This window comes from Streptomyces yerevanensis (assembly GCF_000716805.1).
GTDB classification, from domain to species: domain Bacteria; phylum Actinomycetota; class Actinomycetes; order Streptomycetales; family Streptomycetaceae; genus Streptomyces; species Streptomyces flaveus.
In genome coordinates, this window is the sequence record NZ_JNWJ01000077.1 from 1 (window position 1) to 11,855 (window position 11,855).

At 68.2% G+C, this 11,855-nt stretch carries 9 protein-coding genes and 1 pseudogene; 7 read left to right on the forward strand and 3 right to left on the reverse strand.

Going from position 1 to position 11,855, the window contains the following annotated elements:
- The first annotated feature begins 435 nt into the window (after window positions 1-435).
- The 4 genes from OP79_RS42930 (at window position 436) to OP79_RS42945 (ending at window position 3,411) form a co-directional block, all read left to right on the forward strand.
- Window positions 436-1,266 (forward strand): IS5 family transposase, encoded by an 831-nt coding sequence (locus tag OP79_RS42930; RefSeq protein ID WP_033328592.1) that lies wholly within the window; start codon window positions 436-438, stop codon window positions 1,264-1,266.
- Entirely contained in the window at window positions 1,263-1,670 is a 408-nt protein-coding gene (locus tag OP79_RS42935; RefSeq protein WP_033328568.1) for a hypothetical protein, read from the forward strand. Before OP79_RS42930 ends, OP79_RS42935 begins: the two co-directional genes overlap by 4 nt.
- An 831-nt stretch (window positions 1,671-2,501) precedes the next feature.
- Window positions 2,502-3,056, forward strand: a complete 555-nt coding sequence (locus tag OP79_RS42940) for a hypothetical protein (protein WP_033328569.1) — start codon at window positions 2,502-2,504, stop codon at window positions 3,054-3,056.
- Window positions 3,057-3,075: 19 nt separating this feature from the next.
- Window positions 3,076-3,411, forward strand: coding sequence for a DUF6355 family natural product biosynthesis protein (locus OP79_RS42945; RefSeq protein ID WP_033328570.1), 336 nt, complete (start codon window positions 3,076-3,078; stop codon window positions 3,409-3,411).
- Between the two features lie 358 nt (window positions 3,412-3,769).
- Here the strand turns inward: OP79_RS42945 and OP79_RS42950 are convergent, their stop codons facing one another.
- The 3 genes and pseudogenes from OP79_RS42950 to OP79_RS42960 form a co-directional block, all read right to left on the reverse strand.
- A complete protein-coding gene (locus tag OP79_RS42950) occupies window positions 3,770-4,774 on the reverse strand; it encodes an ArsR/SmtB family transcription factor (protein ID WP_033328571.1) in 1,005 nt (334 codons plus the stop codon).
- Window positions 4,775-5,772: 998 nt separating this feature from the next.
- Window positions 5,773-8,173: pseudogene (locus tag OP79_RS42955) on the reverse strand (helicase associated domain-containing protein).
- Window positions 8,170-8,664: a hypothetical protein gene (locus OP79_RS42960; RefSeq protein WP_051745495.1), complete on the reverse strand. Its 495-nt coding sequence runs from the start codon at window positions 8,662-8,664 to the stop codon at window positions 8,170-8,172. The pseudogene OP79_RS42955 and the gene OP79_RS42960 overlap by 4 nt, the downstream one beginning before the upstream one ends.
- Before the next feature lie 236 nt (window positions 8,665-8,900).
- Here OP79_RS42960 and tap point away from each other — a divergent pair, with 236 nt between their 5' ends.
- Genes tap through tpg form a run of 3 tightly spaced genes read left to right on the forward strand, consistent with a single transcriptional unit; the run spans window position 8,901 to window position 11,820 of the window.
- Entirely contained in the window at window positions 8,901-11,027 is a 2,127-nt protein-coding gene (tap, locus tag OP79_RS42965) for a telomere-associated protein Tap (RefSeq protein WP_033328572.1), read from the forward strand.
- Between the two features lie 4 nt (window positions 11,028-11,031).
- On the forward strand, window positions 11,032-11,256 hold the full coding sequence (locus OP79_RS42970; RefSeq protein WP_033328573.1) for a hypothetical protein: 225 nt from the start codon (window positions 11,032-11,034) through the stop codon (window positions 11,254-11,256).
- A gap of 3 nt (window positions 11,257-11,259) precedes the next feature.
- On the forward strand, window positions 11,260-11,820 hold the full coding sequence (gene tpg / locus OP79_RS42975; protein ID WP_033328574.1) for a telomere-protecting terminal protein Tpg: 561 nt from the start codon (window positions 11,260-11,262) through the stop codon (window positions 11,818-11,820).
- Window positions 11,821-11,855 lie beyond the last annotated feature (35 nt).

Here is an 11,855-nt window from a genome sequence, read left to right on the forward strand (position 1 = left end):
CGACCCATAGGCAGACCATGCTGCTGGTCTCGTTACTCACGCACGTCTTGGACACGCTTGCAGCCTAACCAGCAGCATGATCGACCGGACAAGTCCTAGCCTCGGCCGCGGCCGGGCACGGCCGCCGGGATTCGCCCGACAGCGGACGGTGCCGGGGCGACCAAGCGGGACGGTGCCGGTCGACGGCACTGTCCGTCAGGTCGAGAAGCCGAGGGTCAGGAGGTGAAACCGAGTGTGCGCAACAGCTCTTGGTGGGCCAGTTGTCCGTAGTACTCGAGCATCTCGACGATCCGGCCGTCGGAGAAAGTGACCCTGATGATGATCCTGTTCTCAGAGGGCGGTATGTGACGTGATGCTCCGTTTGTTGTCGCTGGAACGTGTGGCACAGGCGTATCGGGACTGATCGGGGAGTGCTGTCGTGCTGGAGTGTTCTTCGTGAGCGACCGCCAGCCTTACAAGAGCGACTTATCCGACGAGCGGTGGGCCCTGATCGAGCCCGTCATCGCCTCCTGGAAGGCTCAGCATCCCTCCGTCAGCGGCCACCAGGGCGCTTACGAGATGCGGGAGATCGTCAACGCCCTGCTCTACCAGTCCCGTACCGGCTGCCAGTGGGACTACCTACCCCACGACCTGCCCCCGGTCGGCGCGGTGAAGTACTACTTCTACAAGTGGCGCGACGACGGCACCGACCAGACCGTCCACGATCTGCTGCGTTGGCAGGTCCGCGAGGGCCGGGGGCGCAAGGCCGACCCGAGCCTGGTGGTGCTCGACACCCAGAGCCTGCACGCGGCCGTCGGGGTGCCCGCCGACACCACCGGAGGGGACGCGGCAAAAAAAGTCCCAGGCCGCAAGCGCGGCCTGGCAGTTGATGTTCTCGGTCTGGTGATCGCGGTGGTGGTGCTGGCCGCGCCGGCGCACGACAACGCCGCCGGCATCGCCTTGCTGGACAAGGTCGCCGCCGACACCGACACGGTGCAGAAGGCCCTGGTGGACCAGGGGTTCAAGACCGCCGTCATCGACCACGGCCAGAAGGTGGGCATCGACGTCGAAGTCGTCGAGCGCAATCCGGCAACCAGCGGGTTCGTCCCGCAGCCCAAGAGGTGGGTGGTGGAGCAGGTAAACGGGATCATGATGCTGCACCGCAGGCTGGTACGGGACTACGAGCACCGGCCCGCCTCCGCCGAGTCGAGAGTGTACTGGGCCATAAGCGACCGGATGGCCCGGATGCTCACCGCGACCTCCACCCCTACCTGGCGCGGCGCATGAGCGGCAGCGAGCTGACCTTGGGAGCGGTGCTGGCGCACCTGGAGGAGCAAGAACGCGAGATCGCCGCGCAGGGACGCATCGCGGAACTCACCGCGCAATTGGAGGAGTTGGACCGGGTCGCCGAGGAGGTCCGCATCACCCGCAAGACCTTGCTGGCGCTGCCTGATCCGTCCCCGCCGACGCCGCCGGCCGCGAAGCTGCCGGACCATCCGGCCTACCGGCAGATCATGGCGGTGTTCGCCGCGGCCGACGCTCCGCTGCGGGCGCGTGCGGTCTGCGAGGCGATGGATCTGGAGATCGCGCCCAGCAACGTCAACAACGTCCGGCTGAAACTCAAGCGGCTGGTCGAACGCGGGATCCTGATCGAGTCCGAGCAAGGGTTGTTCACCCAGCCACGGCCATAGCCCCCCCGGAGAGGCCACCACCAGCCCGACAGCCCCAACTGCAAGCGCGAAACGGGCAGCACGTCACTTACCGCCCTCTCAGAGCTGACTACCGGTGCGCGACCTCACTTGGGTTCAACCGGCCCTGACTTCGACTTGTGCCAGCACCACCGCGCCGTAGCCCGGAGCTGATGCGCAGCTGGGGTTGCGTCCGCGGCAAACCCGAGACGGTTCCAGAGATGCACTTCTGGAACGCCTCCATCCATGCCGGATGATTCGCCGTCGGCACCTCGCAGGCGATGAGGAACCCGCGCAGCTGTGCCTCGCTCGTCGGGACGCTGCGCAGGGTGGCGACCAAACTGTTCGCGAAGGCCGAGCGGATGGGCAATGACGCCAAGCTCAAGGCCTTGCCGCAGCTGAGAAAGGCGGCGAAGAAGGTCGCCGCGGCTGTCGACGTGCTGATGACGCGCCGTGCACCGCCAGCTCCTCGCCCGTTGCCAGCCACTCGAAGGCGCCCAGGGCGTCCCAGCGATCCCGGCCCAGCGCAAGGCCCGCCGCGAGTACGAGAACCGGGTCAGCACACTCGCACCGCCCGGACCATGATCGTTTTCAGCGCCAACGGCTGTACCGATGTTCCCCGAGGCCGGGTCAGCCGTGGGCGAGGCAGAGAACTCAGCGACTATTGCTCACCCTCGAACGTTGACCTGAACACTTCGAGAAAATTCGAAAAGCTTCAAGAACGGTGGACGAGGCGTGACCATAGGGACACCTTGAGCCGCTGGGGATCAATCGGGTTGAAACAACACGCTGATCCTTGGGCACGAGGCCGCATATCCATGAGAGAGGGAGAAGATGTTACGGCTCAATTCTTCGACAGCGCACCCCTGCAAACTCTGGGTAGCTGTCATTTCGCTCGTCGCGCTGGCCTTCATGTTCGCGCCGGGCGCCAACGCGGCAACGACGGGTCTGCAGGCGTCTGCTGCTCAGCAGAGCACCAGCGCGCCGGCCTCTGCCGACAAGACCACGGGTGAGCGCTGGCTGGCTTTCTCGCCGGATGGTGAAGTGACGACTCAGGGAGCTGACAGCTGTCGGCCCGACTGGTCCACTGTGGGCGTGGTCTGCGTCAACGTCGGCGGGAATGGCTTATTCGTTTCCCGGGCGAGTGGGAGCTACGACAGGCTGAGCTACTGGATCTGCAACAAGGAATTCCACCTCTGGGGCTACTACGAGAACGGTCAGCAGTGGCATCGCAATGGCGTGGCGGGTTGCGGGGTTGGGCGTGTGTGGGTCGATTTCGACCTCAACGCCAACATGAAGCACGGCTCTCAGATATGCGCTGACATGAAGGAGTACGGCCAGGGTGCCTGGCACGCCAACGGCTTTCCGTGCGTCACGATCTCCCGCTGACCAAACAGAAGGGAAAGCGATGTTCAAGAGCAGACTGGCGCCTGTCACCGCAGTTTTCGCGTTGACGACCGCGTTCACCGGTGGACTCACGACCGGGAGCGCAGTAGCCGACAGCAAGCCGGAGAGCATCAACAGCCCGGCCTCCGTGGCGTCCCTGGACTGTGGTTACGACACCGACATCCTCGGGATCATGGCGTACTACACCCACTGTGACCCCGTCACCCGGGTGCAGGTCTGGGTGGAGGTGTCGGGGTCGACCGGAGGCCCGCAACTGGGCTGCTTCGGGCCGGGTGAACACAAGCTCGGCCTGGCCAGCGTCTTCACCAACGCCTGGTACGCCGGCGCACTCTGCTGACTACTCCGAGCGCGCGCTTCGATCCGTGCTTCTGCCTATACCCGGTCTGAATGTGGTCGGGGACTGGCGCGGTGGCTGACGCTCCGTTTCCGGTCCCCGCCGCTTCAAACCGTGCATACAGTTCTCCCGCACACGGCTTTCCGACATCGTCCACTGGCTGGCACACGCCGTTGCCCTGTGCACGTTTCCGGTCAGGCGGTAGACACCGAGCCGGATGATCCATCCGTAGGTGAAACGGGTGGCCCAGTTCCGGCCCGCCATCCTGTGTTTCGTACTGGCGAAAATCGCCAGCCGCTCGTGGACGTAGCCGTCGACCACTCAGAGACCGCCGACAGCCGCGAACGAACGATCTGAATTCTCAGGCTGCTGGGGTGGCGGAGAGGAGCTCGAGGAGGGCCATGCCACGGTCGGTGGCTCGCAAGCGGACGTGTTGGCCGTGTCGTTCGCGTTGCAGCAGTCCTGCCGCGGCGAGCTGGTCGCAGTGGTAGGTGGCGGTGCTGGGGCTGGTGTGCAGGCTGCGGGCGAGTTCTCCGACGGTGGGGTGGCGGGGCAGCTGCCGTAGGATCGCTGCCCGTACGGCTCCCAGGATGAGGACCAGCGCGTCATCGGCCGGGGCGGGGCTGTCCAGGGAGGCGCCGGTGATGTGGCCCAGGCCTGGCAGGGGGTAGCCGATGAAGAGATGTTCCGGGTGTACGGGGTCGTACAGGCCGGCCCGGTGGCCGGAGGCCAGGGGCATGAGGATGAGGCGGCGACTGCCGAGTTCCGCGGGTGCTCCGTGGACGAAGGGAGGCAGCTGCAATACGCCGTCGCGGTAGGGGACTTTGGAGTTGAGGCCGGCCAGCACCGGGGCGAGGCTGCCGGTGACGGTGGCGAGCCCGACGCGTTCCATTTCCCGTCCGATCAGCCCGTCCGCCCGCTTCCATAACGGCTCGAATGCCTCCCAGACGGAGGTGACCACCTGCTGGTAGGCCGTGAGGTAGTCACCCGGCGAGTCCAGAACCTTCCGCAGGGCCAAAGGCGGTGAGACGGGACATTGCGCCGCCATATCGTCGGCGAACTCGTCGGGGCCGAGCGCCATCAGCTGCTCCAAGACGGCCGACATCTTCGTGCTGCGCAGCTCGGAGACCAGGGCCAGGCTGTCCGGTATGCCGACATGTGCCGTGGAAAGCAACGTGCGGACGAGGGGCACGGCAGCGGCGGGAACGGAGCTGTGGACGGTCCTGCGCCACAGATCAGGTACCTCGACAGGATGATCACCGAGAACACCCAAGAGCAAGGTGAACAGTGTGGCACCGGGATGCCTGATCACCTCGACGTGCACCTGCTCCAACGGACCCAGCCGCACGATGCGCTCCGCCGTCATCCCGCTCCCCCCGTGGCAGTGCTCGGCGTTTGGAGGATATTCGAAAAGCTGGCGGCGGTCCGCCCGTTGACCGAAGGATGTGGCCCCAGGAAGCGGCACGGACCGCCGGCTCACCCGACGCCGGGGGCTCCTGGAGGGATGGAAATGTACAGCCCCGTGCGGGCTGCGCGACCTGCTCACCACCTTCGGGCAGGGCAACGAACAGCGGATGGTTTTTGGAGGGTTTATGCGTACTCGGAAGCGTTTCTTGGCGGGTGTCTTTACCGCGGCGGCGGTTGTGTCAACGCTGGCTTTGGGTTCGGGTGCTGCTGTCGCGGACGGCGGCACCGGATCCCCTGAACTGGTTGTGGGCGGACAGCTCGCGCAGCCGTGGGAGGCATCGGGGACTGCCGTACCGGCGGCGGGGCAGTACACCGTGCTCTGCGTGAACGGCGGCTGCGTCCAGTGACACGCCAGCGTGGTCACCGCCTGCGGTCGGGCCTGCGCACCTCAGGGCGATGCCTGGCACGCCGTACTCGCCACGGAAGACGTTGGCGCGTCGATATGAAACCGAAGAACGATCCTGGAGGATCTATGCGCACGCGAAGGCGTTTCTTGGCGGGTGTCTTCACCGCGGCAGCAGTCGCGTCAACGCTGGCTTTGGGTTCGGGCGTTGCCGTCGCGGACAGCAGCACCGGATCCCCTGAACTGTTTCAGGGCGGACAGTTCACGCAGCCGTCGGAGGCGTCGAGTACTGCCGTACCGGCGGCGGGGCAGTACACCACCCTCTGCGTCAACGGCGGCTGCATCACGTCACACCCCAGTGCGGTCACCAACCACCCAATGAATACGGGTCGCTGGTAGGACGCATCGGGTCGCGGCTGCCGGCCTGAAGCTCGTGTAGCCGGAGCTCTGCCGCCTGGCATACGCAAGGGGCACGCATTTGGCGTGACTCCCGTCAGGGCGAACACGAAGGGCGGGACGTCGTCCAACGACGTCCCGCCCTTCGTGTTCATGGCCTATGCCGCCCAGCCGAGTCCGAGGGCGGCCAGCGCCTGGAGCTTGTCGGCGGTCAGCTTGGCCCGCCTCGTTTTGGTGTTCGTCAGGAAGACGCCCAGCTTCACCGTGTGCTCCTGGCCGTCGACCACGATCGTCTCGACGTGGGCCCTGGGGACGGTCAGGTGGCCTTCCCGGTTCTTGTACTGGCGGAGGGCCTCAAGGCCCCGCTCGAAGGCACCAGGACCGGCCTTGCGGGCTGTCGTGGGCGCCTCCTGCTCCGGTGGGAGAGGCACGATGCCGAGCTGTTCCAGGCGCTCGCGCTGCCCGGGCTTCAGCCCCTGCCACACAGTGTGCTGGCGCTGCTTGTGGAGCCATCGGCCGACGTCCATGCCGTGCACTGTGACGCCCGGTTCCACGTACGCGGGCACGCTCTCCTCCATGAGCATCTCGCGCACGGCCGCGTAGTGCCGCTGCCAGTCTGTTGGCCACTTGGGGTTCCAGTCCGGGTCGATCTCCTTCAACGCGGCGTCCCACTCGGGGTGTTCGGCCAGTGCGCCGGGGCGGCGGAGGTTGGTCAGCCACTGTCCCACCTTCCGGTCCAGCGCGGTGGCGGTGCGGGGCGCGCACAGCGTCCAGTGGTCCTCGAAGTAGGCGCGGGCCGCCGCCAGGTTCTCCTGGAAGCGTTCGTCCGCGATGGACCAGACCATGCCGAGCTTCTCCAGCCGCCGGGCGCGCAGCCCGGTCATCTGCCCCGCCCCGTAGGCCCTTCGTTGTTCTGCCACCCATTGCCCAAGGGGATGCGCCCCCTCCCGGTGTCCGTAGGGGACTCGGGCATGAAGCTCGCGCTCGCTGAACTTCTTCAATGCTGCCCAGCCGCGGGCCCAGTCCTGGCGTTCGGTGTCGATCACGTTGAAGGACACCCAGTCCGCGACCGTGTTCGGGTCTCGCGGTGCCGCGAAGCGCAGCAGCAGACGGGATTCGTCCTCGTCTTCCTCCGGCGGCGTGCCGATGGACTGGGACGGCTGCACGTCGGCCTTCTGCGGCTCCTGCGGGATGGCGAGCAGTTCCACGGCCTCTTCGTCGTGCGCCCTAAGTCCTTGGAGAACCTGCACCAGGGGCCGGTAGGAGGCGGAGGTGAACATGTCCTCCGGCTGCTCGCCCGGCTGGAGGAACACCGGCACGATCAGCGAGGCCAGCTTCCGCTGTCCGGGCTTTTGCCGCAGAGCACGGCCGATGGCCTGGACGATGTCGTGGGGCGCCCCTTTGGGGTCCATCAGAGCGACACTGTCCACGGCCCGGATATCCACGCCCTCGCCCAGAACACGGCAGTTGGAGAGCACCGCCCGCAGGGCGGTGATGCCGAACTTGCCCAGGACCGAGCGCCGGTGCTCCGCTTCGTGCTCGCCGCACAGCCAGTCGGCCCAGATCTGCGCCGGATACTGCTCCGGCTGGTCGGCGTGCAGTTTCGCCGCGACGCGCTCCAGTCCCTCCGCATAGGCCTGCGCCTCGATCGTGCGGTGGTGGAAGGTGATGCAGGTGCTGAGGCCGTGTTCCGCCATGGTCCGCAGCAGCCCGGCGTGGAGCGCTCCGAGCCGCTGACCGCGCACCTCCTCGCTGCGCCGTTCCTCGCCCATCAGCCGCTCCGGGGTGACGACCGGGTCCCGAAGTTCCATGACGATGATCTGGTAGCGGGCGAGCAGCCCGCGGGAGACCGCCGAGGCCAGGGAGAGCTTGTAGAGCACGGGACCGAAGACTTCTTCGTCGTCCATGGAGGCCGCCATCTCCTGCGGCAGCGCGTCCCGCACCCCCTCGGCGACCTCCCAGTGCGCAGGGCGCTCCTGCCAGATCCGCGGCGTCGCGGTCAGATACAGCCGCCGGGCCGCCGGGATGGTGTTCTGGTCGTGGACGGCGGCCCACGCCTTCCCCATCGAACCGCTGGTCCGGTGCGCCTCGTCCACGCACACCAGGTCCATCGGGTCCAACTGCTGGCCGTAGGCGCCTTCGAAGGCCTCCGCCAGGACACCGAGCGAGGCGTACGTGGCGTAGATGGTGATGGGCCCGTCGCCGTGCCACAGCGCCAGCTGGATCGGGTTGGTGGTGCACCTCACCTTCAGGGTCCACAGCTCCGGGTCGTCATGGAGCGAACACACCGCCACCGCCGGACCCTTGTGGCCGGCCGCGCGCCACGCCCGCACGGTCTGGGTCAGCAGGTCCAGCGTCGGCACCAGAACCAGAACCCGCCCCTTGGGCGCGATCCGCTTCGCCGCCGCGGCCGCGATGACGGTCTTGCCCGTCCCGCACGCGGCATGCACCTGCCCCCGCAGACCGTTCGGGGGGATCCCCCCCGAATGGGATGTCCAGCCCCCGCACGATCGCGGCCACGGCCTCGACCTGATGGTCACGCAGCTTGATCCCGGTCACCGGCCGTCCCCTTCTGGTGTGTCGTACAGCCAGGCGTCGTGGAGCCGCTCCCGTGCGGTCTCCTCATGACCCTCCCGGCCCCACACCCCGTGCAGCCACAGCAGAGCGGTGCCGATCCTCTCGCACAGCACGCAGCACGCGGGCAGGCCGATCAGAACGAGCTCCTGCGCGAACATGCCGCCGGGCCCGTAGCGGCGCCACAGCCGCTGAAGCCGTTCGCGGTTCTCCCGCAGGTACGTCTCCAGCGCCTGCGGATACTCGGCCCGCTGCGCCAGGCGCACGGTCCGCAGCGCGACCCCCACCAGCTTTCGCGAAAGCTCCGTGTCCCACCGCTCGCAGCTGGTGGCGGTCACCGCTCCGTAGGACTCCTCGCAGACGGCGTACACCTGTCCGACCAGGTGCGGGGACGCCTCGCCACCCTCAACTGTCCATGGGGTGGCGGCGCTGTGCTGCGCGGCCGTCGAACGGGTCGGCTCGTCCTGAGTTGCCATGCCTCTACCTCCATTCCGGACCCTAGCAGAGCTTATCCCATTATTTAACCTGTTCATTAACTCTCCTGGATGGTTGATGGGAGAGTGAGTCGCCCCGAAGTGTCAGATGAATCAAGCCCAGTGGCTACCTGAACGCCGTCAGGCCTCCGCCGCGCCGAGCATCACCCAAACGAGTACAGAAACGGGTTAAAAGAGAGGGTAAATACTGCTAGGATTCGGGGTGGAGGTAGAGACACATGGCATCTCAGGAAGACCTGTTCGCGGCGGTCGACGCCCTGCTGGAGGAGGAGCCGCAGCTACCGCCCCCGGCGGAGCGTGCCCGGCTGCGGGAGGCCGCCGGCATCACCCAGGCCCGCCTCGCGGCCGCGCTGAAGACGTCGGTGCAGTCCGTGAAGAACTACGAGAACGGCAGGAGCGAGCCGAAGTCGCCGCGCCTGGAGGCATACCAGCGGCTGCTGAACGGCTGGGCGGCGAAGTTTCCCGCGCCCGGCGCCGCCCCGGCTCCCACACCGGCCGCGCCGCAGGCGGCGCCGGTCCCGGAGACGTTCACCCGCCCGGCCACGCCCGAAGCAGAAGTGCAGACCGCCCCGGCTCCCGCCGCCGAGACTGCGCCGGAGCCGGAGCCGGAGCGCCCGGCGACATCGCGCCGTCCGGCGACGTCGGCGCGGCGCCCGGCCGCGAAGAAGGCGGCCAAGCCCGCCGTCGACCCGCGCTTCCCGCACGGTCCGCTCGCCGTGCTGGACGGCGACGGTTCCGCGTACGGCACGGACGGGATCGTGCTCGACTGCCCCGCCCGCACGGTGCCAGAGCTGGTGGAGTGGACGCTGCGTGAGTCCGGTCTCGGTGCCGCGAAGCTGAACCGCTACGGCAAGGACGCCGATCCGCTGATCGTGCTCACCGCCGCGGCCGCCGTGAAGCTCGGGCTGCCGGAGCGCCTGGAGGGCCACGAGCAGCGCCGCTCCCTGCGCCTGCCCGCCGACCACCCGGTGGTCAAGCAGATCATCAAGGCGAAGTGGCAGCTCACGCAGCGCGGGTTCGGCCCCTGGGCGCGGATCTACCGCAAGGCGCAGGGCCGCGATCGGCAGTGCGTGCAGCTCGCGATCCTGTCCTGGGACGCCCTCGATGAGCGGGCCTGGCCCGGCGTCGCGGACATGGAGCCGGCCGACGTCGCCCGCGTCCTCGGGGTGTACGCCCAGCGGGTCATCACCCCGCGCGGCAGCACGGCCGTCTCGGGCCTGGAGCTGATGACCGCGCTGCGCCCGCCCACCCGCGCCGTGCGGGACGAAGCGACCGGCAACTGGGTTCCCGGCCACAACCCCGGCAGCCTCGGGACGGAGCCGATGGACCCGGCCCCGCCGGAGGCCAGGCCCGAACACCCCGTGGCGCAGGGCTGGACCGGTGGCTTCCTCAACGAGGAGGCGTACCAGTGGGTGCGGCCGGTGGACCTGCTCACCAATGAGGAGTGCCTGCTCCCCTGGGCGGTCGGCCTGGACCTGAACACCGCATTCCTCGCCGCCGCCGCCCGGCTCACGGTCGGCCTGTCCGCCCCGGACCACTTCCGCGCCCCGCAGTTCAACCCGAAGATCCCCGGCTCCTGGCTGGTGGACCTCTCCCACGTGGAACTGGACCCACGCCTGCCCAGCCCGTTCACGCCGACCGGCGAGCGCCCGACCGGACCGGCCTGGTACCAGACGCACACCGTCGCCTACGCCCAGGAACTCGGCCACAACGTCGCCCCGATCGAGGCGTACCTGCGCCGCGAGACCGGCGCGTACCTGGACCCGTGGCACGACCGGCTCAAGACCGCCTACGTCGACACCCTCGCCGACCTCGGCGTCACCAAGGGCCTGAGCGACACCGAGTTCCTGGCGGCGATGGAGCGGCACAAGGAGGCCGACCCGGCCCTGGCCGCCGTGCTCGCCGCGATCAAGGCCACCGTCAAGGGCGGCATCGGCAAGCTCCGCGAGGGCCCGCAGGGCAAGCACTACAAGGAGGGCGAGCGGTGGCCGGCTCTGGAGCGCCCGACCTGGCGCCCCGACATCCGTGCCGCCGTCATCAGCAAGGCGCGGGTCAACATGCACCGCAAGCTGCTCAAGATGGCGGACATGACCGGCCTGTACCCGCTGGCCGTGCTGTCCGACTGCGTCGTCTACCCCTCGCCGGGCGACAGCCCGCTGGACTTCCTGCCCTACGCCGCCTCCGGCAAGCCGCAGCCGGGCGGCTTCCGCCTCGGACCCACCCCGGGCCTGGCCAAGCTGGAGGGCGTCCAGGAGATGGCCTGGGCGGTCGACCTGATGGAGCAGGGCCTCAACCCGGCCCGCCACATCAAGGGCGGCGACGCCGTCCTCGACGAGGGCGAGTAGGACCGTGAGCGACGTCGACACCAGCAGCGCGCGGCTCGAAGCCGACGCCGAACAGGAGCGGACGCTGGACCGGCTGGAAGCGCGCATGGAGGCTCTGCAGCTCGCCCTGCGCACCCGCCGGACGTCTCCGCGGTTCGCGCTGTGGCGGCACGACCTGCGCGAGACGCGCGAGACCTGGTTCCGGCTCGTTGACCCCGACGGCCAGGACCCGACCCCCGAAGGGAGCTGAACCGTGGGAGAGATCGACGACGCCATCGCGCGTGCCGAACAAGAGACCTTCACCCAGGAGCCGCCCAAGACACTCAAGGGCCAGATCAACTTTCTGGTGCGGCAGCTGGGCAGCGCGAAGGCCGTCGCGGCGGAGATCGGTGTCACCGCCGACTCGGTCAACCGCTACCGGCGCGGCGCTCGTAAGCACCCGCCGAAGGACATCGCGTCGAAGATCGACGGGGCGGTGCGCTCCCGCTGGCAGCCCGGCGTGCGCAAGCGCCGCCGCAGGCATGCCGCCGCCACCGGCGGGCTCACGGTGGAGACGCGGGCCCGGTTCGGCTACACCGCGCCGGTCGGCACGACCGACGACGGCCGCTTCCGCCGCCTCACCGTGCACCTCCCCGCGGCGTACGCGCAGCGCCTGTTCGACGCCCGCGAAGCGGGTGCCAGCGACCAGCAGATGCGTGAAATCATCGCCGAAGGCTTTAAGGACATCTATTTCCAAGACGGCGGAAGCCGCGCTATAGGACTCTCAGATGTCTCCCTCAACGACATTGATTACATCGACTTCGACCTGAAATAAGGAAGCGCATGGATTCCGCCGAATTCGCGACCTGA

Coding starts and splice junctions, on each gene's coding strand:
- OP79_RS42935 (WP_033328568.1), top strand. CDS start 1,263: ATGAGCGGCAGCGAGCTGACCTTGGGAGCGGTGCTGGCGCACCTGGAG.
- OP79_RS42960 (WP_051745495.1), bottom strand. CDS start 8,664: ATGGCAACTCAGGACGAGCCGACCCGTTCGACGGCCGCGCAGCACAGC.
- tap (WP_033328572.1), top strand. CDS start 8,901: ATGGCATCTCAGGAAGACCTGTTCGCGGCGGTCGACGCCCTGCTGGAG.
- OP79_RS42945 (WP_033328570.1), top strand. CDS start 3,076: ATGTTCAAGAGCAGACTGGCGCCTGTCACCGCAGTTTTCGCGTTGACG.
- OP79_RS42950 (WP_033328571.1), bottom strand. CDS start 4,774: ATGACGGCGGAGCGCATCGTGCGGCTGGGTCCGTTGGAGCAGGTGCAC.
- OP79_RS42940 (WP_033328569.1), top strand. CDS start 2,502: ATGTTACGGCTCAATTCTTCGACAGCGCACCCCTGCAAACTCTGGGTA.